Annotated in this window: 22 protein-coding genes; 3 read left to right on the top strand and 19 right to left on the bottom strand. The window is 45.6% G+C overall.

Annotation, left to right across the window (positions count from 1 at the left end):
* Nucleotides 1-352 precede the first annotated feature (352 nt).
* From MHB71_RS29485 to MHB71_RS29435, 11 genes are all read right to left on the bottom strand, one after another.
* Entirely contained in the window at nucleotides 353-2,041 is a 1,689-nt protein-coding gene (locus tag MHB71_RS29485) for an ABC transporter substrate-binding protein (RefSeq protein WP_100529848.1), read from the bottom strand.
* Nucleotides 2,042-2,228: 187 nt separating this feature from the next.
* Complete coding sequence (locus MHB71_RS29480) at nucleotides 2,229-3,131, bottom strand: carbohydrate ABC transporter permease (protein WP_036606894.1); 903 nt, start codon at nucleotides 3,129-3,131, stop codon at nucleotides 2,229-2,231.
* A 15-nt stretch (nucleotides 3,132-3,146) separates the two neighbouring features.
* Nucleotides 3,147-4,130: a sugar ABC transporter permease gene (locus MHB71_RS29475; protein ID WP_036606891.1), complete on the bottom strand. Its 984-nt coding sequence runs from the start codon at nucleotides 4,128-4,130 to the stop codon at nucleotides 3,147-3,149.
* Nucleotides 4,131-4,408: 278 nt separating this feature from the next.
* The gene (locus tag MHB71_RS29470; protein ID WP_340028337.1) at nucleotides 4,409-7,318 is read right to left on the bottom strand and encodes a sugar-binding domain-containing protein; all 2,910 of its coding nucleotides are present in this window, start codon (nucleotides 7,316-7,318) and stop codon (nucleotides 4,409-4,411) included.
* A 175-nt stretch (nucleotides 7,319-7,493) separates the two neighbouring features.
* A complete protein-coding gene (locus tag MHB71_RS29465; RefSeq protein WP_340028336.1) occupies nucleotides 7,494-9,092 on the bottom strand; it encodes a response regulator transcription factor in 1,599 nt (532 codons plus the stop codon).
* Nucleotides 9,085-10,875, bottom strand: a complete 1,791-nt coding sequence (locus MHB71_RS29460) for a histidine kinase (protein WP_036668069.1) — start codon at nucleotides 10,873-10,875, stop codon at nucleotides 9,085-9,087. Before MHB71_RS29460 ends, MHB71_RS29465 begins: the two co-directional genes overlap by 8 nt.
* A 328-nt stretch (nucleotides 10,876-11,203) precedes the next feature.
* On the bottom strand, nucleotides 11,204-11,626 hold the full coding sequence (locus tag MHB71_RS29455; protein ID WP_340028335.1) for an OsmC family protein: 423 nt from the start codon (nucleotides 11,624-11,626) through the stop codon (nucleotides 11,204-11,206).
* 275 nt (nucleotides 11,627-11,901) lie between these two features.
* Nucleotides 11,902-12,648, bottom strand: coding sequence for an amino acid ABC transporter ATP-binding protein (locus MHB71_RS29450; RefSeq protein WP_340028334.1), 747 nt, complete (start codon nucleotides 12,646-12,648; stop codon nucleotides 11,902-11,904).
* 16 nt (nucleotides 12,649-12,664) lie between these two features.
* Nucleotides 12,665-13,309, bottom strand: coding sequence for an amino acid ABC transporter permease (locus MHB71_RS29445; protein ID WP_017692207.1), 645 nt, complete (start codon nucleotides 13,307-13,309; stop codon nucleotides 12,665-12,667).
* Between the two features lie 32 nt (nucleotides 13,310-13,341).
* A complete protein-coding gene (locus MHB71_RS29440) occupies nucleotides 13,342-14,193 on the bottom strand; it encodes a transporter substrate-binding domain-containing protein (protein ID WP_340028333.1) in 852 nt (283 codons plus the stop codon).
* Nucleotides 14,194-14,307: 114 nt separating this feature from the next.
* Entirely contained in the window at nucleotides 14,308-14,940 is a 633-nt protein-coding gene (locus MHB71_RS29435; protein WP_124118149.1) for a TetR/AcrR family transcriptional regulator, read from the bottom strand.
* A gap of 238 nt (nucleotides 14,941-15,178) precedes the next feature.
* Here MHB71_RS29435 and MHB71_RS29430 point away from each other — a divergent pair, with 238 nt between their 5' ends.
* Complete coding sequence (locus MHB71_RS29430) at nucleotides 15,179-15,964, top strand: undecaprenyl-diphosphate phosphatase (protein WP_340030239.1); 786 nt, start codon at nucleotides 15,179-15,181, stop codon at nucleotides 15,962-15,964.
* Nucleotides 15,965-16,229: 265 nt separating this feature from the next.
* On the opposite strand, the gene MHB71_RS29425 is transcribed toward MHB71_RS29430, so the two are convergent.
* The 6 genes from MHB71_RS29425 to MHB71_RS29400 all read right to left on the bottom strand — a co-directional run bounded on the left by MHB71_RS29425 (nucleotide 16,230) and on the right by MHB71_RS29400 (nucleotide 19,913).
* Entirely contained in the window at nucleotides 16,230-16,412 is a 183-nt protein-coding gene (locus MHB71_RS29425; protein WP_124118151.1) for a hypothetical protein, read from the bottom strand.
* 224 nt (nucleotides 16,413-16,636) lie between these two features.
* Nucleotides 16,637-16,963, bottom strand: a complete 327-nt coding sequence (locus tag MHB71_RS29420; protein WP_047841605.1) for a thioredoxin family protein — start codon at nucleotides 16,961-16,963, stop codon at nucleotides 16,637-16,639.
* 85 nt (nucleotides 16,964-17,048) lie between these two features.
* A complete protein-coding gene (locus tag MHB71_RS29415; protein ID WP_340028332.1) occupies nucleotides 17,049-17,957 on the bottom strand; it encodes an aldo/keto reductase in 909 nt (302 codons plus the stop codon).
* A 180-nt stretch (nucleotides 17,958-18,137) separates the two neighbouring features.
* Nucleotides 18,138-18,308, bottom strand: a complete 171-nt coding sequence (locus tag MHB71_RS29410) for a hypothetical protein (RefSeq protein ID WP_339191346.1) — start codon at nucleotides 18,306-18,308, stop codon at nucleotides 18,138-18,140.
* Between the two features lie 215 nt (nucleotides 18,309-18,523).
* Nucleotides 18,524-19,267: a 2,3-diphosphoglycerate-dependent phosphoglycerate mutase gene (gene gpmA, locus MHB71_RS29405; protein WP_047841607.1), complete on the bottom strand. Its 744-nt coding sequence runs from the start codon at nucleotides 19,265-19,267 to the stop codon at nucleotides 18,524-18,526.
* A gap of 73 nt (nucleotides 19,268-19,340) precedes the next feature.
* The gene (locus tag MHB71_RS29400) at nucleotides 19,341-19,913 is read right to left on the bottom strand and encodes a DUF420 domain-containing protein (RefSeq protein ID WP_074096493.1); all 573 of its coding nucleotides are present in this window, start codon (nucleotides 19,911-19,913) and stop codon (nucleotides 19,341-19,343) included.
* 375 nt (nucleotides 19,914-20,288) lie between these two features.
* On the opposite strand from MHB71_RS29400, the gene MHB71_RS29395 reads away from it, so the two are divergent.
* Nucleotides 20,289-21,479, top strand: coding sequence for a cation:proton antiporter (locus MHB71_RS29395; RefSeq protein WP_127546622.1), 1,191 nt, complete (start codon nucleotides 20,289-20,291; stop codon nucleotides 21,477-21,479).
* Nucleotides 21,480-22,393: 914 nt separating this feature from the next.
* Entirely contained in the window at nucleotides 22,394-23,047 is a 654-nt protein-coding gene (locus tag MHB71_RS29390; RefSeq protein ID WP_340028331.1) for a transcriptional regulator, read from the top strand.
* A gap of 495 nt (nucleotides 23,048-23,542) precedes the next feature.
* Here the strand turns inward: MHB71_RS29390 and MHB71_RS29385 are convergent, their stop codons facing one another.
* Both MHB71_RS29385 and pssA read right to left on the bottom strand, forming a co-directional pair.
* Nucleotides 23,543-24,028, bottom strand: coding sequence for a DedA family protein (locus tag MHB71_RS29385; RefSeq protein ID WP_036606861.1), 486 nt, complete (start codon nucleotides 24,026-24,028; stop codon nucleotides 23,543-23,545).
* A gap of 13 nt (nucleotides 24,029-24,041) precedes the next feature.
* Nucleotides 24,042-24,587 (bottom strand): CDP-diacylglycerol--serine O-phosphatidyltransferase, encoded by a 546-nt coding sequence (gene pssA, locus MHB71_RS29380; RefSeq protein ID WP_036606859.1) that lies wholly within the window; start codon nucleotides 24,585-24,587, stop codon nucleotides 24,042-24,044.
* Between the last annotated feature and the right edge of the window lie 21 nt (nucleotides 24,588-24,608).

Genomic DNA, 24,608 nt, shown 5'->3' with positions numbered 1-24,608 from the left:
TGAAGCTGTATATTTGTATAACAGGCTGACCTGCACATACCGTGACCAGATGAAACAAATGTAATTTTCTTGTTTTTATAACATTAGAAGCGTTTTCTGAAAAATAAACAAATGTTCTTCTCTTGCTTTACTTCCTCTTCATTCTGCAAATGTTTACTTTGAGATTCAGGTGTATGGCACGTGTTGTACAAGTGAATGTAAGTGCTTTCATACTTGAATAATAATCGCTCCTATATCCCTTGTCAATAGTGAATTTATAAAATTGAAAACGTTTTTTAGAAAACGTTTTAGATAAAAAAATAACCCAGAATATCTGGGTTATTTTTCGTTTTAGATCTGAATTGCTAATCGTTTATTTAGCTTCTTCACCGCTCCACAATTGAACACGGTTTTGAACGAGTTCTGTGTATTGTTTCTCCATATCCTCTGCGCCTGCTTGGTTCACTTCTGTAATCATGCCGTCATAGATCGCATCGAACTGTTCAGGAGTACTCAGAATGGCTTCCGGGATACGCTTCCGGATGATATCCTGTGTTTTCTTGAAGATGACGTTGTAGTTGGAGTCACCTGGTGTTGGCAGATTGTATGCTGCTCCCCATGGTTTGATTGGGAACTCGTCTTCACTCGGGAACAGATCTTTCCACGTCGTAGCACCGTAAGCTTTGAGTGTTTCTTTCTCTGCATCGGAATATGCTGCCACGATCTGTTCAGGGAAATTCGTAGTGTAGTAGTTATCCGTTGAATCCTTCACACCGTCTCCATAGTGACCAGACATATTGGTGTACAGACCAATACCCGTTTCTTTCTGGAATACGGCTGCATTATTGGTTTTCTGATCCAGAATGTCGGCAGGAATGACACGTTTGCCGTCCTGCACTTCATACTGTTTGCCCTCAATCCCCCAGTTCATCAGCACTTGCCCTTCTTCAGAAGCCAGGTAATCGAAGAATTTGATCGTACGAACCGGGTCAGGATTCGATGTTGTAATCCCTACACCCCAACCGGATACAAAACCAGGGTCTTGGTAGGCATGATCCTTGATATCCTCGGACAGGGTTACTGGAAAGTGTGAATACGTTGCTTCAGTCTTACCAGCGGATTTCAATGCATTTTCTGCATCGGAGTAACCCCAATCCTGGTCAATGACACCAAGAACACGTCCACTTGCAATTTTGGATTTGTATTGGTCTGTTTTCTGGATAAAGCTGTCCTGGTCCAGTAATCCAGAGTTGTACATATGGTTCAACCAGCGGAAGTATTCTTTTTCCTCTGGACGTTTGTAATGCAGACTTGCTTCATACGTCTCTGGATCGATGTAGTATTCACCATCATCCGGTGCACCTGTTGCCTGGAAGGCCGGGTTCGTTACGGTAATCATGATTCTCCAATCATCCGCGTCCAGTGTTAACGGGATCGTTGGCTGACCATCAATCGTTGGGTGTTTCTCTTTGTACGCCTTCAGTACATTCTCGTAATCCTCAAGTGTGCGCACTTCCGGGTATCCGAGTTCTTTCAGTACACGATGCTGAACGCCAAATCCACCACCTGCATCAAAGTACTTCTGGTCTACCGCATAATACGTTGGCAGCACATAAATAGCCTGATCTTCATTACTGTACTTCAACCGGTCCATGTAATTACCATACAGCTTCTTCAGATTGGGAGCATATTGGTCGATCAGATCTGTCAGATCGAGCATTGCTCCGGCATCCACCAGTTTGCTGAGTTCTCCTTTGGGGGAGACAATATCCGGATAGTCTCCGCTCGCCGCCATTAAGGATATTTTATCTTGACCACCACTAACGGCAAATTCACCGTTAAGGGTTATCCCTGTTTTTTCCGTAAGGACTTTACCTACTTCATCCTTCATGCCATTCCAGTTCGGACTGGGGTCAACGCTGAAGAAATCAAAAGTAAGTGGAGTTGTCTCTGCGCTTGTATCCTTGAACGACGTATCACTGCCGCTTCCTCCACCGCAACCTGCGAGTAAAGACATTGCAAGCACTGGTGCCAGTGCAATCTTCATTTTGGAACTTGCCATAATGGTAATCCTCCCTGTTTCATATGTCTGTCTTATCCGGGACTTTTTTGTCCCTGTCTATAGCTTCATGAATACCACACCGCAGCCCTATACGGTGAAGCGCAGACCACATGGCTGCGCTTCGGATATCCTGATGCTTCATTTGTAGATGTACGGCCGCTCTATGTGGCAGCCTGTACCCACTTGTTTAACCTTTTACTGCGCCCAGTGTCATACCACCAACAAAGTACTTCTGAAGGAACGGATATACAATGAGAATTGGAACCGTTACAACGATCGTAATCGCCATTTTGATCGATTCCGGTGAAATCTGTGTCATTTGCTGCGCCATATCATTGGCATTTCGTCCAGCACCTGAGCCCTGCTGTGTACTTTGCAATACTTTCATCAGCTCATATTGGAGCGTGGTCAAATGTGCCTTTGAACCATTATACAGGTACGTATCGAACCACGCATTCCATTGACCTACAGCCAGGAACAATGCGATGGTAGCAAGCACTGGTTTACACAGTGGCAAGATGATTCTGTAATAGATTGTAAAGTCATTCGCTCCGTCCAGCTTCGCGGATTCCTGCAATGAGTATGGCAGGCCATCAATGAATGAACGGATAATGAACACGTTAAATGCACTGATCATGCCAGGCAATACATATACCCAGAATGTACCGATCAGGTTCAAGTCACGCATCAGAATGTACACCGGAATCAGACCACCGGAGAAATACATCGTGAGCGCGAGCGTTGTGGAAACAAATTTTCTAAGTCCAAAATCAGGTCTGCTCAGTGTAAAGGCGATCATGGATGAACTGATCAATCCGAGCACGGTACCTACAAGTGTACGCAGAATGGAGATCTGCAAACCTTGTAACAATCCATCATATTGGAAAATCGTTTTGTAGTTCTGTAATGTGAATTCGCGAGGCCACAAGTAAATTCCGCCACGTACTGTATCTGTCGAGTTATTGAGTGAGATGGCTAGTACGTTAAGGAATGGATAAAGTGTTACAACCAGCACCATGGTCATCGCGAGGATGTTGAATATATCGAACAGTTTATCGCCCCGAGTAGCATTGAATGCTTTGTTCGCCATAATGTCGTCCCCTCCCTACATGATGCTTTCTTTTGTGAATTTTTTGAACAAGCCGTTCGCAGTAAACAGAAGGATGATACTGACAACGGAGTTGAATATACCTATGGCTGTACCATATGAGAATCGTCCCATATTCAAACCATAATTGAGCGCATATAGATCAAGTACTTCCGAGTAGTCTGTGACCAGACTGTTGCCAAGCAAGAACTGCTTCTCGAAACCGATACTGATCAGATGTCCAATTGACATGATGAAAAGTACAGAAATCGTGGTCCGTATGCCAGGCAGCGTAATATGCCACATCTGTCTCCAGCGGTTGGCTCCATCTACACGGGAAGCTTCATACAACTCATTGTCGATACCTGTAATCGCCGCCAGATAGATGATGGCATTCCAACCGGTTTCCTTCCACATATCTGAAGCGGTTACAATGTACCAGAACAAGTTCCCCTTGGCCATGAATTGGATCGGCTGATCGATAATGTTCAGTCCTACCAATAGATCATTGATAATCCCTCCATCGGTGGAGAGCATCTTCGTAATGATCCCGGCTACAACAACCCAGGATACAAAGTGAGGCAGATATGATACCGTTTGCACGGCACGTTTGAAGAACATGCCTCTCATTTCATTCAGGAGAATAGCGAAGAATATCGGTACGATAAAACCGACAACCAGTCCCATCAAGCTCATTGCAAGCGTATTTCGAAGTACCAGATAGAATCGATCATCACTGAACAGTTCTACAAAGTGTTTAAAACCAACCCACTCTTGATCACCAAACGATCTGGCAGGTTTATAATTTTGGAAAGCCATCGTCCATCCCCATAGTGGCAGATAGTTAAATACGAAAACCCAAGCTACGAATGGCAATGACATGAGATAGAGATATTTCTGCTGTTTCATTCTGTCCCAAATTCCGTTCCGCCGATTCTTTAAAGGCGGTTTGGGGTCACTGCTTCTGTTCGCGGAAGCGGATTTTTTTGTTAGCGTTTCCATCTCCGTTCCCCCTCCTCTGTTTTATAAAATAATCATACTCGATAGAGCGTTTTCAAAATACCATCTGGATTTTAGAGAAAATCATATAAAAATTAGATATAGACATATATAATCAGACATTAATTCGTTAAAATCAGTGATAAATTATACTTTTAAATGATATAAAAGTAATATTAAGGTAAAATACTTTTGAAAGTGGTAATTATCGAAAACGTTTTATAGTAATCGTTTACTTCAATTACATGGCATACAAAAAGGACCCTTTCGGGTCCCTTTGATTACAATGTAAACTGAATGGTTTGCAGTTTAACGATGCCGAGTAATTGCGCTACGGATATGGAGGTTGCTGGACGGAATTGATCTCCATTCAGATACGCAAGCATCTCCTGAAATAAGTAGGCGGCTTCCGAACGCTTCATTACAGCCAGATTGGCAAACGGAAGTGAGGAGATCAAAATCTTGCCCTTCCCTACTTTTGCCTCAAAGGCATAAGCAAGTCGTTTGGCCCGATGGAAATGGTCCACCACTTCGATCAGCGGCTCCACCCCGGGCAACGTATCCAAACATATCGCTGGTGTACCGTTCACCAAGTGATACCAATGCCAGTCCGAAGCCCCATCATGCGGGAAGGAGCCTAGTAGTGCTAGCTGTTCTCTCAAATACATGCCCATCGTTGCACCAGGCTGTGTAGCAAACATCAGGTAATTCCAGAATACAGGCAGATACTTGGTCTCCACTGAATCATATAACCCTTCTGCGGTTGGCTGCAGCCAAACACTCCCCCCGTTGACCACATAATCAACGACATTGGGTGTTAACGACTGAACGATAACCAAGTCAATCTCCCGATTTTTCAACAACTGGAATCCATCGATGCGATCTACGCAATCATCATGCGCTTCACCCAATAATGGCTTCAACTCTGCCACGGTATTCCAGAACCGATTTGAACTAGGATGAGACTGATAAAAAGGAAACGACCAGCCATGCCATACATTCGCTACAGTTCTTTCCGAATCGCCTGATATCAGCTCCGCTTCAATCCGAAAAGATGCTGCCCCTTCATGAGGAGCGGTAGCGACGATGCTTCCCAGTGACATGACAGACCCACATTGGATATCTCCGGTCTTCCATGCCCCTTCAGTAAGCATCACATCATCGCTTATTAACCTCCACTGAATGACCGCGTCCTCAAGCGGCTCCTTACCGTAGTGAGAGATGCGTACATCGACATGAATGGGTTCTCCGGCGTAAAATGTACGCTCCTTGCAGCTTAACAACAGCACCACATCTGCGTTGAAACACATGAATTCTTCTGGTGTTGTAATGCCTTTGTCATCCCAAAATACATCCAGAATGCCCGTCGTAGCATGTCCCTGCCCTGGAAAATCACGAATGTCCAGAAGCTGTACGCCCGCAGCGTCGGGTGTTCGCCGAATTCGCTCCATAGCTTCTTTTAAGGAACGTACCAGATGGGTACCACTGACCTGTTGAAAATGCTCCAGGTCCCCCATCATACCTTTGTTTGTCAACGATTCTTCGATCGGTCGTAACCAGCTAGGACGCAATACGCCAGTATACTTCGCTCGCTCTTGGGGCCGCACATACATGGTGTACTGTGCATGTTCGTGCCCAATGACGGGATGCTCCGCGAGCCGAGTGACTGCATGATAGTCCAGCGTGGTATCCGGCACAGCAGAATATGCGGATTCCAACGGGGGATGCCAGTTCAACGACTGAATATAATAATCACCTTCCCGCCCTTGCGTCGGAAGCTGTCCAAAACCTGTATTGTCCGTATATAACCGGGTCGGGTCCATATCCTTTGCCCTTGAGACCAATGCATTGAGTTCAGGGTGGCCATTCGGACCAATGAGTTCATTCCCCATGGAGAACATGACGAATGAAGGATGTCTATGCAGCGACTGAAGCAACCCGTCCAGTTCTTGTGTCAGATAGGACAATACTTCAGCTGGCGCAGACTGATCCGATTGCTCAAAGAAACGAGACCAATGGGGAAGTTCTGCCTGCACCAGCATGCCTGCTTCATCAGCAGCATCCCAGAAAGGCTCCGGCGCGCTCCACCCATGCAGTCGGACATGATTGAAGCCATACGATCTGGCGATTCGAAATTGCTGAAGATAATGCTCCTTGTCCCAGACGGGATAACCCGTCAGTGGAAAGATACAGCAATCGACGTATCCACGCAAATATACTGGTGTCCCATTCAACTCAAGCTGCTTCCCGTTTGTTGCAAAGGAGCGTACACCAAATGATTGCTCCAGCCGATCCAGTTCCTGTTCACCGTCATAGAGACGGATCACCGCCTTGTATAATTCAGGGGATTCATCCGACCATCTTGCGATAGACTTCTCTGTTCCAAGTTCCAATCGCCACTGATCTATTACAGCGTTGCTTTCAGTTACACCTGCTGAGCTTATCTCCACATGTGATGGATCACTCAGATTCACATTACAACTATATCGATCAAGCCATGTGCCATCCGGATGCTGGATATCCACATGTAATTGCATCGATCTAGCAGAATCATCTGCGGGAGCGCTTACAGTACAATCAACCAGAATGGTTCCGTTCTCAGCATCTGGTTGAATACGTAACGTCTGTAGTCGGCATGGGGGCAGACTGTCCAGATAAACACCACCCGTGATTCCACCCCAGGCTGTGGCCGTATGCAATGAATGAATATGGCTACCCGCCAGCGGAAGTTTCATCGTATTATCCACGCGAATCTCTATCCGATTCACTTCCCCCTGCTTCACCAGAGAGGTAACATCCCACTTCTGTAGACTCACCAGACTATCCTGCTGCCCTGCATATTGTCCATTGATCCAGAGATGCGTTGTCCAGCGGACCCCTTCCAACCTGAATACATACTGGCAGCCAGAATCATCTGATGGAACATGAATATCCTGAGCATACCAGGCTGAGCCTTCATACTCACGTACCTTGGTCCAAGTATCGATTCGTTCGTATTCAGGCTCATCTCCGTACCCTTGCTCTTCCCATGAACCGGGAATTTGAATGGTCTCCCATGATGTATTTTCACACTGTGATGGCGGTAATATCTCTTGTTCAACGAGTATATCGGACTCCAGATCCAAACAAAACTGCCATGTTCCATTTAAGTTCAATGTATGACGCACAGCGCCTATATCAGACAAATTCATATCGTATAGCCATCCCTTCATCTGGATACTTGTAAATCCAGTCTAAAATGTGAAGCATTCGGTGACCATTGCTTATCATGGGAAGTGCATGGACAATATGATGAATCTGGAAACTTCTCAGGAATACCGAAAACGTTTTACACAATAGGTAGGGGCAAAGCCCAGCACTCCGTACTTATTCCTCGTTTATATCCGTAGCCGTTCCTTTAATTGATGATTGGGTTCTGGCCTGTTTGTAAGCGGATGGGGATTCCCCTACATATTTCTTGAACTTACCGTGGAAGTAGTCCACATTAGCATATCCCACTCTCGCCGCGACCTGATGGACCTTCAGTCCTTCGTCCAGCAATTCCTTGGCCTTTTCCATACGAACCTTGTCCAGAAATGCATTGAAATATTCTCCAGTATGATTCTTGAACAACTTACCCAAGTAACTGCTGTTATAGTTAAACACTTCTGCCAGCACTTCGAGTTTGAGATTTTCGCCAGGGTTACGCTGGATAAATTCAATCATCTGTTTCAATACAGTATCCTTGCTTCCCCCACCCATACGTTGAATAAGTCGATTAAAATGTTCCGCTGCTATAACTTTGAGATCAGACATCGTAAATTGATGATAGACTTCATTAATCAGAACCGAATGTTCCTGCATAATGGAGTGCATATGTTGATTCGTCGCTGCAAGTTTGTTGAACGCCAGGGAAAATACCTGTGAGAACGCCGTCTTAATCGCTTGCTCTGTTCGGTGATATGGAACCAAGCGCTCTTCCATCTCACCCAGTACCCGCATGACTGACTCACTACTGCGGATGTCTAACGCATAATACAGCTTGTCCGCGAGTTCGTCCTCAACTGGCTCATGTGTTCCGTCCACAGCTTCAACTCCTGGCTTAACAACCTCTTCGCCTTCGCTACCTTCAGTCCACAGCATGATACGTTTCTCCGTGAACAAAAAGCGTTCACCGAGTATACGATTCGCCTGCGTGTATGACCGGGCAATTTCAGAAGTGGAATGTACGGGTTCACCTGCAGCACCATACATATGAACCTCCCATTCTCCAAGAAGTCCTTCCAGCTCATCATACAGATTTCTTGCAGATGACTCGGATGTGATTATTTCCTTACTTAACAGCCCCAGACCAGAATGGAACGAGAATACAATGCCTCGGTCTTTATGGTCAAATGCTTCAATCAGTTTGCGTTTCATAACACTTCCCCGTTGCAGGTCGGGGGTTACATGCATCTCAAGCAGCACAATCTGATAGTGAGGCCAGTGCAGCCCCAGGCTATCTTCTTCCGTGCTACCCGCACCCTCCAGACTGTCAAAGAGCAAAGCCTCGATCTGATGCTCCCTAAAGACGGTATCTTCACCAGCATGACGTGCCATTGTCTCCCGTTCACGGGTCAGGATTGTAGCAATACGCTCCAGTTCACCAATAATCTCTTCTTCATCCACCGGTTTGAGCAGATAACCATCCACACCAAAACTGATGGCTTTTTTGGCATAATCAAAATCTGCGTAACCACTTAATATCAAAAAGTGCGAATCCGGATGATTCCGGCGCACTTCTTCAATCACATCCAGCCCGGTCATACCGGGCATGCGAATATCAATAATCGTCAGATCAGGCTCCAATTCCTCAAACCGGGAGATGGCCTCACGCCCGCTGGCAGCTGTAGCGATAACCTGGAATCCGTATTTTTCCCACTCGATAATGGTTGTCAGTCCCTCACGTATGCTCGGTTCGTCATCCACCAAAAACACTTTATACATGTTGGTCCCCTCCTGCTGGCAAAGTGAAAGAAACCTCTGTTCCTTCCCCATATACACTCGTAATCTGTAACCCATATGGCTCCCCGTACGTCAAGGTTAAGCGTTGATGTACATTACGCATGCCGATCCGACTCTTCTCCTGTTCCTCCGGTCCACAGATAAACTGCATCACCTCAGCCAGTCGTTCTGGCGTTATGCCTGCACCATTGTCATCCACACGGATCTGCAAAATGTTCTCTACTAAACGAATACTTATATGAACACGGACTGTGCCCTCTTTGTTCTCCAGACCATGGACAATCGCATTCTCAACCAAAGGTTGAATAATTAGAGGCGGAATGTACATCTTCTCCACCTCAGGATCGATATGGATCTGGAATGCAAGGCGGTCGCCGTAACGAAATTTCTGAATTTCCAAATAGGAACGTACCATTTCAAGTTCAGCCCGGAAGGTTGTTTTTCCACTGCCAATCTCCAGACTCTTGCGCATTAGCTTGCCCAACAGCCTGACGATGTTGGCAATCTCTGCTTCTCCCTTGATATGCGCTTTCATCCGAATGGACTCCAGTGCATTAAACAAGAAATGAGGATTGATCTGGCTCGCCATCATTTTCAATTTAATCTCTTTTTGGGCGATTTCCAATTGATTGTTCTGTTCGGTCGCTTCTACCACCTGCGTCATGAGTTCATTGATACTTTTCACCATATAGTTGAACTGTCGTGACAGTTGCCCAATCTCATCGTTTCCATCAATCCGTGAAGTCACGTTCAGGTCTCCTAATGCCAGCTTGTTGAGGTGTTTACTCAGCCGGAGCAATCGATTCGAAGTGAGGAACGAGATGATATATACGAATAGTAGGGCGATCACCAGCACAAGGATAATGAAAATCATGCCGATCAAGCTGACGGTGTTAGCGTCTTTGACGATATTTTTGGTGGCAAAAACCGAAATCACCTTCAGGCTGTTCATACTCGATCCAGGGCCCAACTCATCAATAACAATATTAGATGGTTCCCCTCGGAAATCCCCCTCTATGGTGCCTTTCGCCTGATTCTGCAGATCAACGCCAAAATCAAGCTCATCCAGCGTTTTACCCACCAGCTCGGTATTCTTGGCCGCAACCACATACCCCTGCTCGTCCGTAATCATCGTCTCAAACTGTTCCTGACGCAACAATCCATTCAGCTCATCCTGATTGATCACAATCATCAACACGCCCTCGGTCCGATACTCGGCAAAAGGTACTTTGCGCACCAGGCTGAGCTTGTGTACAGGATTATCTTCCTTGTCCGGAATGTAGAACCACCCGATGCTGGTTGTTTTCAGTGCCTGTTGGTACCAGTAGCTCTCTTCCGTCTGCTTGTCTACCGGGATGAATTCGAGGTTGTTGATCAATGTTGGGTTAGTCGAGTAAAAACGAATGCCGGCTATCTCACGGTACAAACGCCTGTACTCCTGAAAGTCTTTGTATGCAAGATACGCTGAGGTTAACTCCACAACGCTCTTGTACCGTTTATTTACGATCTCCTTAAGATCCGCATTAAACATTAAAAGATTGGATATATCGGTTGGTACACGAAGCATGGTTGCCGTCTGGCTCTTGATCTTGTCCACATTGATGATCGTCTGTCCTATCGCATTGTCCAGGGCTTGCTGGCGAAAATAACTGGTCACAGCAAGACCAACAATCAGGACCGGAATCATGACAACCAGTACATAGGAAATGAGCAATTTATGCTTTAATTTGAGATTATTAGTGGTTCGTATCAATCTTTTCAACATGTCTGCACCTTCCGTCATCTGTATAAGCGCTTACATACAAACAGCAGGATCAGGATGTTCTGTCCTCAGAATTAATCATACCACATAACCGCCAGAATTCGGATTGTCATTGCAATGGGTAATATATTGCCAGGCTACAAGCTAGGCTACCTCTAGTAGAAGAGGCCGCCATTAACATGGCGACTGGGCTTACCGAATTATTTTCTACTGACAGAAGTTTAGTGACTCCTAGATGGGCGAAATCCCTGTTGAAGTGTTGGAAAAGCCAAAAAAGGCACTCCCACGATTGGAAGTGCCTTCTCAGTATCAGAGATTTACTCATATGTTATTAAGGACGAGGTGTACTTACCCCATTGAGGATCAGTTTAGGATGAATATCGGCGTTTAGCGAAGCGGAGACTGCACAATATTTTTCTTCAGCCATCTGGATGGCTTTCCAGATGCGATAATCCGGGATATCGCCATCGACTTTGAAGATCAGATCAATGGATGTGAACCCTTTAGGCATCTCTTCACTGCGTGTACCTTGCGCTTCAATCTCAATTGACTCAATTTTGTCCAGAAAAGCGTCCAGAATCATCGTAATATCGATTCCCATACAGCCGCCGAGACCCGCCAGTAACAATTCCATCGGGGTAGCTCCCTTGCTGTCACCACCATAAGTAGCAGTGGCATCCATGCCAACGGCGTAGCCAGAGGGTCCTTCGGAAGTAAACGCGCGTTTGCCTTTCCATACGGTTGTTACATTCATGATGTTATCCTTCTTTCTCACAATAGTTTAAGTTCAAGCGAAAAAGGTTTGCACTTGCCAATCCGATGACAGAATAACCTTCCGATCGCTGTTATCCCCAGATTTTTTTGATTCCCTTCTTCAAGGGAATATCAGGGGATAAAGGCGCACGCTCCGCTTCTTCAGGTTTCTTCTGTCCTCTCCGTTCTTGTGCAAAAGTTTAGTTGAACTGATATCGTCACGACCTTAAATACCCGCTCCGGGTTCGTTCGTTCTTCCGATCGCTGTTATCTTTATCAAAATTCAGTAATTTGTTGCAAGAAACGACGGGTGCGTTCTTGCGTTGGATGTTCAAAAAAGGCCTGTGGACTTGCCTCTTCTACAATCGATCCATCCGCCATAAAGACGATTTTGTTCGCCACATTACGGGCAAACTTCAATTCATGCGTCACAACCAGCATCGTCATGCCTTCCTCTGCCAACTCCTTCATGACGGAAAGTACCTCTCCGACCAGTTCAGGATCAAGAGCTGAAGTTGGCTCATCAAACAGCATCACTTCCGGCTCCATTGCAAGTGCACGTGCAATGGCGACCCGCTGCTGTTGTCCACCCGATAATCGGGATGGATACGCATCCTGCTTGTCTGACAAGCCAACCCGATCCAGAAGAATTCGGCCGCGTTCAGCCGCTTCGTCACGCTTGATTTTTTTTACCGTCACGAGACCTTCCATCACATTACCCAGCACTGTCTTGTGCGGATACAGATTGAATTGCTGGAATACCATGCCGGTCTGGCGACGAATCTCCAGTACCCGGGCACGTTGGACTCGCAGCGGATCTGCGCTGTTGACCACAATGCCGTTCACTTCGATCTGTCCTCCGGACAACTCTTCGAGTCCATTCAGACAGCGCAGCAAGGTACTTTTGCCTGAACCACTTGGGCCGAGCAATACAACAATATCTTTGGCATCGACATGAAGATCGATGTTCGTAAGTACTTCATTTTGCTGAAAACGTTTGGTAAGTCCAGTTGTTGTAATCATCGGTTCTCTCCTCCCATCAGTAAGCCCGGGCCAACCGGCGCTCCACTTGTTCCAGAATGGCCGAGAAGCCGATACTCATGATCCAGTAGATCACACCAATCGCCAGATAAAATGGCATGTTCAATGCATATTGTGATACCAGCAGTTGTGCTGAACGCAACAACTCGGTAACACCAATCGCCGCCACAAGTGATGTTTCCTTCAACATGCCAATAAAGGTGTTCCCCATCGGCGGAATCGCAATGCGCACAGCCTGCGGGAAGATAATCCGTCTCATCGCTTGAGCCGGGGTCATTCCCGTTGCATATGCAGCTTCCGTCTGTCCTTTAGGCACAGCCTGAATGGCTCCACGGAACGTCTCCGATAGAAACGCACCTGCATTCAGACTCAGTCCCAGACACGCTGCGGTGAGCGATCCCAAGGTCACTCCATAATCGACCAATCCGTAATAAATAACGAATAATTGCACCAGCAGCGGGGTTCCCCGCATGATGGATACATAAAACCTTGCGATCAACCTAAGCCACATCGGTCCCTTCAGACGAGCAATCGCAACAAGCACCCCGATGATGAACGCAAAAAACATGGAGATCACAGTTACATACAGCGTATAATAAGCCCCCTTCAGAAAGAAGGGGATATTCTCAAATACCAGTTCCATGGGTCAAATCTTCCCTTCGCCTTGCAGGTTCATTATTGCGCAGGCTCTTCACCAAACCATTTTTTGAAAATGGTATTGTACGTGCCATCATCTTTCATGCCTTTGAGAGCATCATTCAATGCTGCTACAAGTTCCGGATTGTCTTTGCGAACAGCAATACCTGCCTGGTCACTCTTAATAGCTTCACCTACAGCTTTGATATTCAATCCGTTGGCATCCACAATCGGTTTCAGTGCATACATATTGTTGATTGTTGCGTCAATCCGTCCAGCATTCAGATCTTTGAGTGAAGAGATGACATCGTCATAGGTTTTGATCGTGAAGTCTCCCACTTTTGGCAACACTTCATTACGCAGATATGATTCATCATTTGTACCCAGACCTACGCCAATCGTCTTACCTTTGAAGTCTTCCAGCTTGGTAATATCGTTATTGTCTTCTTTTACAATAATTTTAACTTGGTTCGTAATATACGGATCACTGAAATCCAGTACTTTCTTACGATCATCGGTAATCGTCATCTGGCTGATAATGGCATCGAGCTTCTTCGCTTGCAGACTTGGTGTCAAACCGGAGAACTCTTGGGATACAAATTCAACCTCTACACCCAGACGCTTCGCAACTTCACGTGCGATATCGGCATCATAGCCGTCCATTTCTTTCTTATCGTTCAGGAAGTTGTACGGTGCGTATGTGCCCATCATGCCCACTTTGATAACGCCAGCAGACTTGATTTGCTCCAGTTCATTACTTGCCTGTGCACCATTTGTACTTCCATTGTCTGCTGCTTTACTTCCACAAGCACTAAGTACCAGCACGGTCATCAGCAGAATTGCTGTCAAAGACCAGCCTTTACGAGTTTTCGATCCATATGTTTTGTTCATTACGTTAACTTCCTCTCAGTCGTGTATTAATCTGGATGTACATTGGGTTACTTTATTGTGACTAAACCGCAGTTGTACCCATTATTCCCTGCTATTTGTTTAATCATGTGAATCTTATGTGCCCAATAGTCCGTAAAACTCAAAGCTTGCTGCTTCAGCTGCCAACGATGAAGCTGTCATGGCTGAGAACTTGCTGTGCAACTCATCGGAACCGAACAACCAGCGTGATATCATTCCTTCAATCATGCTTACCAATAACGCTGCTCGGAGCGGTACATCCATGCCCTTAGGCAACATGCCGAGTTCGATGGCACGTTCCATATTGTGACGAAACGCCGTTTCCACAGCATTACGTGTCTCCTCAACCAGGCGTTGTACGGATTCTTCCGTCACGATGCCTTTGAGTAACAGTTCCATAAAATAACGATTCTGCGCGGCAAACAAAAACAAGTCAGTGAACAGCCTTTCCGATGCTTTCACCATATCTTCTACCGACCCGGCATCCTTGCGGTACCCTTGTCCGATCGCCTCAAGCAACTCCTCCTTGCCCGTTAAGACAATCTCCGAAGCAATGGCTTCTTTACTCTTGAAGTGCCAGTAGAACGTCCCTTGCGCCACACCAGCCTCACGGACGATATCGGAAATTTTCGTCTGATGGTAGCCTTGGGTTGCAAAACGCTCCATCGCTATGCGTATTATTTGGTCCCGGCGTTCTTCACCGGGTTCCAAACCGTTAATTTTGGTCATTCATGTAACCCTCCCGATTGATCAGTCAGTCAGTTAATTTATATCCTATGGGATAACTAGGTTTTTGTCAATATAGTTTTAAACAAATGGTTACAAGCATAAGTTGAAGTTGAGTGCATTTGTGATCATAATAGGTGATAGCCTTGTTCAAATGAACAGGCATGGTCAAGCAGGACAGCCTGTGCTGTCACCTGCATTTCAAGGAGGAAGAGAATTGGACATTATATCATCCATTATTATGGGCATCATCGAAGGTTTGACTGAGTTTTTGCCCGTGTCCTCTACTGGACACATGATTCTGACTGCCCACTTGCTGGGTTTATCGGAGGACAACGAGTCAGTCAAAACGTTTGAGGTGGTTGTTCAACTCGGAGCTGTACTTGCTGTTGTTGTACTGTACTGGAACAAATTCATTGATATGTTCCGCTTCACCGGAGGGAGCAGACCTTACTCTCGCCGCCTCAATCTGGGACATATCTTCCTGGCGATGGTTCCTGCCGTAGTCATCGGACTTGTATTCCGCGACTGGATCAAAGCACATTTGTTTGGTCCGGAAACAGTGCTGTACAGCCTCGTTATAGGTGGTATATTGATGATCGTAGCCGAACGCTGGAGTCGGAATAGTGGGCGGATTACTACCCATGATGTCGATGATATTTCCTACAAACAGGCATTCGCGGTGGGTATATTTCAGATCTTGGCATTGTGGCCAGGCTTCTCTCGTTCCGGGTCAACGATCTCAGGCGGTCTCTTTGCAGGGGTAAGCCGTGTAGCCGCTGCGGAGTTCACATTCCTCGTGTCTGTGCCAATTATGATTGGTGCTACGGGATATGACCTGTACAAAAGTATCGATCACCTGAACGGCAGTGATTTCCCGATCTTTGCGATTGGATTCATCGCTGCTTTCATCGTCGCCATGCTTGCGATCAAGACGTTCCTCTCCATTTTGAAAAAATTGAGCCTGACCGTCTTTGCTGTATATCGCTTTGTCTTGGCAGCCGTGTTCTTTATTATTTTGATGTAATCATTACAATTCAAGTAATTAGACAGGCAAAATCAATGGCGGCCTCACGTTCCCTTGGGAAGCGAGGCCGCCATATTTTATATTGCTATACTTCCGTTACTTCATGTTTCTGTTGCTGCTTCAGAGACAGGAATTTCTGTAATTAGAAGAAGTTTGACTCTTCATTACTTCCTTCTTTGCTGGGTTGGTTCACTTGTGATGCCAACTAGGTTTACTATGTATCATGGACAACCATATTTATGTTCACTTCTGAGAAGAAGCCTGTCTAATACCACTCTTTTACTTGAAAGTTCCGGTGTTTCTTTCGATTCTTCAATCTCTCACGCAGATTATATCTATTCTCCTTTTGTTCCTGCAGCAGTTGTTTCACTCCAATCATCAACAATCGGTATCTTCGGTCATCATTGTGACTTAATTGGTGCATTTCTTCAAAAATTTCATTCTTCATACGGATCTTGTTCACTCCAAATATTCAGTTTGTTCTCACAGTATACATGGGAGCACTGAACAAATTCTAAACAAGCGTTGTTTCTCAACTTCAGTTATTCAAATGCACATTTGAATGCACATCATGCGTGCTGGGATGAAGCAGAAAAACCCCTTCCTGTCGCAGGACAAGAAGAGGTCTCCTTAGCTAAATTAATTAGTCAAACTGCTGATGCCTTTGTACACTTAAACTTTGGATTCAAGCGTCTCCAGATACTCGGAGATTTGAGCAGGTGTTTTAGCCCATTTGCTATGCAGATGTGCGACTTTCTTGCCGTTCTGGAAGACGAGCAGGCTTGGAATGCCGCGTACACCATTCTCTTCAGCAAACGGCTGGAACTTTTCTGCATCCAGCGCATAGAAGGTTTTGTCCGTATGTTGGTCGATAACATCCCCGATAAAACGATCCAGGTTTTTGCAATCCGGACACCAGGTTGTATCAAATTTAATGACGGTAAAACCATCAGAGTTAATTGTATCCAAATATTGCTGTTCACTTTGAATTCTTTCCATATGTCTTCTCTCCCTTATATGTTCCTTTTTTGGCTGATCTTCATTGTACCTCGTATAGTTACAATTGAAAATAGGCTTAATGGAGTTAACGATGCTGCTTGTACAGATTAGCGGGACTGAGTTCTCGTATTTCCTGAGTTTCCGCAGCGGTGAGTGCAGGCGAATTCGAAGCAGCAATATTGTGCAGCAACTGCTCTCTTGAACTGGCACCAGGGACAACAGTTGCTACGGCAGGATGGGATAACGCGTAGCGGATAGCTGTCTGAGCCATACTGCGTTGGTCTGTAACAAGACGACTTAGCCCTTGCCGAATGGTATATAGTTGCTCTGGCGTATAGTCCAGATAACCTTTGTCTGCCTTGGCAGATCCGGAATCAGCAAGCACACCGCTAGCTACGGGCCCGCGGGCAATTACGCTGATCCCCTTTTGTTCCAATAAAGGCAGCACTTCTTCTTCCGCTCTGCGGTCAGCAATGCTGTACTGGTTCATCACACTGACGATGGATGCCCTCTTTACATACTCCCGAATCACATTGGGACGAATGGAGGAAATTCCGTAATATCGGATAAGTCCTTCCTTCTTCAGTTCCTCAAACGCTTCGATCGTCTCTTCGATGGGGTCGTCCAAGGTCCCGCCATGTAGCTGATACAGATCGATGTAATCGGTCTGCAGACGCTTCAGACTTTCATGTACAGCCTGCTTAATGTAGGCTTTGGACGGGTCCCATGACCAGCCCTCTTTGCCAGGCAGACGACGATTACCTACTTTGGTCGCCACAATGACTTGGTCCCGACGCCCTTTAATAGCTTGTCCTACAATCTCTTCATTACGCCCTTCGTCATACAGATCGGCTGTATCCAACAGATTGACCCCATGATCCAGAGCCTCATGAACCAGGCCCACAGCGTGCTCCATTTCAGTTCCAAGTGACATACATCCCAGCCCAATCTCAGACACCATCAGTTCGGATGTACCCAGACGATTTTTCTTCATATGTGCATCTCCCTCCATACGTTCTGCAAGTATCCATTGTATCATTCTTACTGGCAAAAATCGCATGCCTCACCGAAACATAAGGTAGTTTTCAACTGCACAAAAAAACCTGGAACGACTTCATCTCCAGGTTTATCATGATCATCATTTAAATTCAATCGATAAACGAACTATCGCAATCTATTTCACTTCCACACGTGGTCTGGTTTTACTTGTTACATTGGACGAATTGGAGTTTTTCATCATACCCGAGACAGTGCTAAACAGCTTATCTCTTGCTTGTTTGTTCCTCATCAGATAAGTCACACCTGCGCCGATAGCCGTCATGATAATTCCTCTTCTTTTAGACATGTGCTTCTCCTCCTTCAGGATAAATGTACATCGTGTCTTGTTTGACAATTACCCTGTGGGAGCAAAACGAAACGAAGTACAGGCTTGATCGCAGAAAAAAAGATGACCTCCGAATTCAATTCAGCGGTCATCTTTCAATCCTCCTGTTGAAACATCAACCGAACGAAATAAATCATACAAGCTTTCGTACAATCAAGACATACGTCCATGTCCAATTAATCAGATGGCGTTGCCACATGGGTCATTTCTTCATGTTTGTAGGTCGAACCATCGGCGGTCAGATAAAAGTGTCCGATGGGATGCAGATCTTCATCCAATTCGTAGACAAGCGGAATGCCTGTCGGGATATTGAGCGCCATCACGTCTGCTTCGGACAATTGGTCCAGATGCATGACGAGTGAACGGAGCGTGTTCCCATGCGCAGAGATCAGCACTCTTTTGCCAGCAGACACCATCGGTTTAATCTCCGCATTCCAGTACTCCAGAACACGCTTCGAGGTATCCATTAGGTTCTCCGTAAAAGGGATGGTGCATCCGAGCCGCTTGTACTTGTCCAGATCCTGCACATATCGGTCATCGGTTTCGTCCAGTGCCGGGGGAGATACGCTAACGGAGCGTCTCCATTCCTTTACTTGGTCTTCCCCATACTTCAGAGCAGTCTGCTGTTTGTTCAGTCCTTGCAGCGCACCATAATGGCGTTCATTCAGTTTCCAAGTCTTCGTAATGGGAATCCACATGAGGTCCATTTCATCCAGCGCAATATCGAGTGTTCGGATAGAACGTTTCAGCACGGATGCATAGGCATAATCAAAATCAAATCCCTGTTCCTTCATGATCTTACCTGCTTTACGTGCTTCTGCGTAACCATCCGTCGTCAGATCCACATCTGTCCATCCGGTAAAACGATTCTCTACATTCCACATGCTCTGTCCATGGCGAATCAAAACAACTCTGTACATAAATGTGAACCCTCCTTCCATGGAAACATTACCCGCAAGTCAAACTAATTAGCACAATGAAACGTTCATCACATTAATAATATGGTGCCATCATCAGGTATACCACGACACCTGTAGAACTGACGTACAGCCAGATTGGCATCGTCCAACGTGCAATTTTGCGGTGTTTCTTCAATTGATTCGTCCAACCCCACACAAGTGTGAACAACGCCAATGGAACAATCAGGGCTGCCAGTATACTATGGGTAATCAGAATGAAGAAATAGATCGAACGAATGATGCCCTCGCCGCCGTATTTGGACGTCTCTGGTGAGAGGTAATGAAACGTCAGATAGGTCACGAGGAATAACAGTGTTGTTGAGAATGCAGCAAGAATAAATCGTTTGTGCAGCTTCACATTCCGCTTGATAATCGCAATAAGTGCTGCGAGCAGGAAGATGAAGGTAAAGCTGTTAAACACGGCATTAAACCGCGGCAACACCGTAATATCAAAGGTTACATCACCTTTGTAACCAATCGACGGTGCGAAGAACAATAATAAAATAATGACATTAGCGAGAATGGAAATCGTGATAATGATGCCTGCGAAATTTTTATTACTCGTCGGGGACTGAATGTTCGGCTCCCCTTTGTTATTTTTGCCCAATGCAAAATCCTCCTCATATCCTAACTTCTATGTTCTATATCATTATATCTCGCCAATTCCGGGCTGTTAAGTGACAACACTCTGAACAAAAACCGCTTCACTCCCCTATAAAATGCCCCTTTGCGGCTATTTTCAATCAAATCCAAACCGGCTCCCATTTACCCAAGTCCTTATTTGTGGTATAATTAATGCAATTAATCACATACGCGTTGAAACTGGAGGAGCCTGTCACCAAGGGCCCCTCTTTGTCTTTTTCAGGCACAGAACGGCACTCTGCTAATGCCGTTCTGTGCCTTTTTGTCTGTTTGAAGCGGAGGATGGATCGCCCTTGGGTTGGTTAACCTATATACGCTACTACTGGAGGGAAGAACACCTATGGAATTTATTTTGGTTCTTGCACTTATTTTAATCTTTACCAAACTCGCTGGTGATCTATCCGTAAGATTGGGTCAGCCATCCGTTTTGGGGAAATTGATTGTCGGTGTCATCCTCGGACCTGCGCTGCTCGGTTGGGTGGAGAAGACGGATTTCGTTCATTATATGGCTGAGATCGGGGTATTGCTGTTAATGTTCATTGCGGGACTGGAAACCGATCTGGAGCAGTTGAAGAAAAACTGGAAGGCGGCCTTTGCCGTAGCGGTCGGCGGTGTTATTTTACCTTTTATCGGAGGATACGGTTCGGCCATAGCATTTGGTATGTCGCAGACACACGCGCTTTTCTTCGGACTTTTATTCTGTGCTACTTCCGTCAGTATCTCAGTTCAGACGTTGAAGGATATGAATCAGCTGAGTTCACGGGAGGGTACCACCATTCTGGGTGCAGCCGTTGTGGATGATGTGCTCGTTGTGGTTCTGCTCGCCGTGATGATGAGCTTGCTCGGCACAGGTGCAGGGGATGTCTCTATTGGATTGTTGATTGGTAAGAAACTTCTGTTCTTTGTCATCATCTTTGCAGCAGGCTGGTGGCTTGTGCCACGGGTCATGAAATGGATGGCCCCACTGCGGGTCACGGAAACCGTGATTACGACAGGACTCATTATCTGTTTCCTCTTCTCATACTTTGCAGAGTGGATGGGTGTTGCTGGAATCATAGGTGCATTTGCCGCTGGTATCGCCATCTCCCAAACCAAATTCAAACATGAGGTTGAAACTAAAATCGAGCCGATTGCTTACGGAATATTTGTCCCAGTTTTCTTTGTCAGTATCGGCTTAAATGTCACTTTTGATGGTGTGGGTTCACAGATTTGGTTTATTGTTGTTATAAGCCTCATCGCTATTGTTACCAAACTTATCGGTGGTGGAGCTGGTGCCCGGCTGACCGGGTTCGACCGTTCCTCTTCTATTGCTATTGGTGCAGGCATGATCTCCAGAGGGGAAGTTGCTCTAATTATTGCTTCGACCGGACTTGCTTCGGGCTTGCTTGATTCGGAGTATTTTACCAGCGTTGTGATCATGGTTATTGTGACTACACTGGTTACTCCGCCACTCCTCAAAATCACCTTTGCACGTAAAAAAGGGGAGCAGCGGGTTGAAAAAGGAATTGAAGATTCTCATTTGAACGGGTGAGGTATGTCTCAGTTCAAAACTTAACAATACAGATTCCATTGTGGCACTCTGAACTCTAGACTTCAGTTGTGTCCACAGAATTACTATGAGTGTCTTGCGACTCAGGTAAGCTGTGTCTTGATGATATGCTGCACTTTAAGCTTTTCGCATTTGGCACACCCAAGGCATCCAGTCGTCACACATACTAACACTGTCTTGAAGCATCAACGGGCGTAAAATTCCTGAAATGTAGGCCGGCTGCGCCTTAAGAATAACCCTTCATTTTTTCTAAGGAACCCAGTACGTCTTATTTGGTCCTCTGGCTCTCTTTTTCAATTGTAAGAAACATCAGACACCTTATTTCCCAAATTTTCATAACAAAACGCTGAAAATGGCTGTACATTCCGAAATAACGTTTCTCAGGTTCCTTACATTTCTGCGAGTGCTTCAACTCCCTGAATAAGACGTCTCAGATTCCTTAGCTCTTATTGCCCGCTCTACGCTTCTTTCCAAGCATGAGCAAGAGAAGACGCATACCCGCGGTACGAAGAACTTAATTTAAATGTAAACAGCCTTGAAGGCGAGAATAATCTACTTTTACAGCGTCTATATCGCTTACTCGCACATTAAGGGACGCGTTCTCACACATTTAAAGTGTAGCACCTAATAGCTCGGAATACGTCCAGTCTCGTTCTGGCATTCAGACCTTGGCTTGAGATATCCTCTATTGGAAAAGGTATTGAAATCATTCCATATTTAAAGCTATACTTGATCTAGAAATGTAACATATCGGTCGTGAAGCACACGCCGCTTTGATCCATTCTCCCCCTTCAACGCGAAGGTTGGAAATGGTCAGAGCGGCTTTTTGTATTTTGACATGACGACCTGAAGCCTGTTCACGTTCGTTTATTTTATTTTTAGAGGAGATGAAGACGATGAGCATTGATTTTGAGGAGGCTTACGAAGTTTGGATGCACTCCCTTCTGGAGAAGGAAACGAACCCCAGAGTGCTGTCCAGACTAGAAAATGGACTTGAACATGGCACGTTGGAATTTTTGCGTTCAGTCTGGTTTCCGGTGATGAAAAACTTTAACCATTTGCAACCCGAATGGGAAGTTCGAGACTTTCATAACGGCTATCGGTATCTGGATCTGGCTTATCTGCCAGGTAACGGCGTTAAAGGAGGTATTGAGATTCAGGGATACGGGCCACATGCCCGTGATCTGGATGTACGGCGCTTTAAAGATTTATGCTGGCGGCATTGTCTGCTAACGCTTGATGATTGGATTTTTCTGCCGATCGCTTATCTCTCCATTAAAGACGAACCGAAACGGTGCCAACAGCTTGTGCTCTCTTTTATGGGAAAATTCATTGCTACGGATGTTCCGACATCCTTAAATTGGCTTGAAGCCGAGACTCTTCGTTATGCCAGACGCATCATTCGTCCATTTGCCCCCTCGGAACTAGCAACACACCTGCGAATCACGGATCAGCATGCTCGAAGAGTTCTTCACAGCCTGATTGATCAACAAATATTACATGTCGCTAGTGGCGCTCAACGATATCGAACGTATATCTTACGAACATGAGACACTCTATTTCGCCGATATCGTACATATCCATTTTTTAACGAACTCAGGACATCTTATTGTGATGATATGAAGTAGATCAGGGCACTTTTTCGGGCTTTTTCGTGAAATAGGGTTGCTGAGATTCGTTAGAATTTCAATATTGCTCAAATCTCGATAATAAGCTCACCTGAGTTCGTTAGAATTTTGGAGATGACTTTGAAAAGCTTGGAGTTACTACTATTAAATCTAAATTCTAACTACTTTAGCTACTAGAGTGTCAGATACTTGCGTCAATAACGAGTTACATGGAGATTTAAACGGAGGAATAGCTCTGAGCTTGAATTTACTTGAAATAGCTTGCGGGCTAGCCTACAGCTCCAAGGATAAATTACTTGTAGTCGATTAAATCACTTAAAATGAGGTTTCCGACCATATATAGAAAAACAAAAAAAGACCACCTTACACTCAAGAGGTCTTCCATCCTTGCCTGTTGTTACAACAGGCTGTCCCATTTTAAGTTAACACGCCAACATAAAAACCAATCGAGATAAAGACAACACACCAGACGAATGCACCAATGCCCGATACAACTACGTACCTGCCAATTGCCATCTTGCTAATCCCGGAGAAACAACACATCAGATGACGAATGCCTGGAATGAAGTAACCCAGGATGATGGACCAATACCCATATTTGAGGAACCACGACTCCACCCTGCTGAATCGTTTGGCATTAACGCCAACCCACTTGCCGTATTTTTCAACCAGCGGCCTGCCCGCTTTTTTGCCAATCATGTAGCTAAGCAGCCCTCCGGTAAATGCGCCACCAAAACTGACGGCGATGGATACGGAGTAATTCAATACCGAGATGGAGGCGAGATAACCGACAAAAGTCATCATCACCTCATCCGGAATCGGCATGCCAATAACGCCGAGAGCCAGTAGTCCGTATATTGCGAAATAACCATATTGACCAATAAATTCTTTTGCAAATTCCATACTGACTCGCTCCTTATTTCGGTTCCACAATATCCTTCTCATGTGAGGCTAACACTTGTTTTAGAGACGGGAATCGGATTTGGCTCACCATGAGACCGGATAATACAATAATGACAAGATAGGCTACACCATGTGTGAAATAAGGACTCCAGAGTGCGAAAAAGGACATCAGACCTCCCGCAAATGTAATCGGCATTCCGACAAAACCACTGCTTGCTGTCTTCTGACAGTTATAACGGGCCAGACGCAAAGCACCGCAAATCGGAAACAATGCAGTCAGTGCCATCCCCAGCACACTCACTTCAATCATGGAATTCAGGTACAGAATCAGCACGGGTGCTGTTCCGAATGAAACTACATCCGCAAGCGAGTCCAAGGACTTGCCGAACTCACCCTCACAATGCAATTTACGAGCCGCATACCCGTCAAACAGATCAAAGAACATCGCTACCCATATCATCATCACAGCCAGGGCAAATTCACCATGAATAGCCATAATGACTGCCAGCATGCCTGAACTCAGATTCCCCAAGGTTAAAATCGATGGTAAAGACTTCATAATATTTGACTCCCTTTCGTA

The organism is Paenibacillus sp. FSL H7-0940 (assembly GCF_037979415.1).
Taxonomy (GTDB): Bacteria; Bacillota; Bacilli; order Paenibacillales; family Paenibacillaceae; genus Paenibacillus; species Paenibacillus amylolyticus.
Note: the sequence above shows the minus strand (reverse complement) of the source record. Positions and strands in the feature narration are given on the sequence as shown.

Excerpts from the sequence above, each read along its gene's own strand:
- MHB71_RS29485 (WP_100529848.1), bottom strand. The coding sequence starts at position 2,041 with ATGGCAAGTTCCAAAATGAAGATTGCACTGGCACCAGTGCTTGCAATG.
- MHB71_RS29480 (WP_036606894.1), bottom strand. The coding sequence starts at position 3,131 with ATGGCGAACAAAGCATTCAATGCTACTCGGGGCGATAAACTGTTCGAT.
- MHB71_RS29475 (WP_036606891.1), bottom strand. The coding sequence starts at position 4,130 with ATGGAAACGCTAACAAAAAAATCCGCTTCCGCGAACAGAAGCAGTGAC.
- MHB71_RS29470 (WP_340028337.1), bottom strand. The coding sequence starts at position 7,318 with ATGAATTTGTCTGATATAGGCGCTGTGCGTCATACATTGAACTTAAAT.
- MHB71_RS29465 (WP_340028336.1), bottom strand. The coding sequence starts at position 9,092 with ATGTATAAAGTGTTTTTGGTGGATGACGAACCGAGCATACGTGAGGGA.
- MHB71_RS29460 (WP_036668069.1), bottom strand. The coding sequence starts at position 10,875 with ATGTTGAAAAGATTGATACGAACCACTAATAATCTCAAATTAAAGCAT.
- MHB71_RS29455 (WP_340028335.1), bottom strand. The coding sequence starts at position 11,626 with ATGAATGTAACAACCGTATGGAAAGGCAAACGCGCGTTTACTTCCGAA.
- MHB71_RS29450 (WP_340028334.1), bottom strand. The coding sequence starts at position 12,648 with ATGATTACAACAACTGGACTTACCAAACGTTTTCAGCAAAATGAAGTA.
- MHB71_RS29445 (WP_017692207.1), bottom strand. The coding sequence starts at position 13,309 with ATGGAACTGGTATTTGAGAATATCCCCTTCTTTCTGAAGGGGGCTTAT.
- MHB71_RS29440 (WP_340028333.1), bottom strand. The coding sequence starts at position 14,193 with ATGAACAAAACATATGGATCGAAAACTCGTAAAGGCTGGTCTTTGACA.
- MHB71_RS29435 (WP_124118149.1), bottom strand. The coding sequence starts at position 14,940 with ATGACCAAAATTAACGGTTTGGAACCCGGTGAAGAACGCCGGGACCAA.
- MHB71_RS29430 (WP_340030239.1), top strand. The coding sequence starts at position 15,179 with ATGGGCATCATCGAAGGTTTGACTGAGTTTTTGCCCGTGTCCTCTACT.
- MHB71_RS29425 (WP_124118151.1), bottom strand. The coding sequence starts at position 16,412 with ATGAAGAATGAAATTTTTGAAGAAATGCACCAATTAAGTCACAATGAT.
- MHB71_RS29420 (WP_047841605.1), bottom strand. The coding sequence starts at position 16,963 with ATGGAAAGAATTCAAAGTGAACAGCAATATTTGGATACAATTAACTCT.
- MHB71_RS29415 (WP_340028332.1), bottom strand. The coding sequence starts at position 17,957 with ATGAAGAAAAATCGTCTGGGTACATCCGAACTGATGGTGTCTGAGATT.
- MHB71_RS29410 (WP_339191346.1), bottom strand. The coding sequence starts at position 18,308 with ATGTCTAAAAGAAGAGGAATTATCATGACGGCTATCGGCGCAGGTGTG.
- gpmA (WP_047841607.1), bottom strand. The coding sequence starts at position 19,267 with ATGTACAGAGTTGTTTTGATTCGCCATGGACAGAGCATGTGGAATGTA.
- MHB71_RS29395 (WP_127546622.1), top strand. The coding sequence starts at position 20,289 with ATGGAATTTATTTTGGTTCTTGCACTTATTTTAATCTTTACCAAACTC.
- MHB71_RS29390 (WP_340028331.1), top strand. The coding sequence starts at position 22,394 with ATGAGCATTGATTTTGAGGAGGCTTACGAAGTTTGGATGCACTCCCTT.
- MHB71_RS29385 (WP_036606861.1), bottom strand. The coding sequence starts at position 24,028 with ATGGAATTTGCAAAAGAATTTATTGGTCAATATGGTTATTTCGCAATA.
- pssA (WP_036606859.1), bottom strand. The coding sequence starts at position 24,587 with ATGAAGTCTTTACCATCGATTTTAACCTTGGGGAATCTGAGTTCAGGC.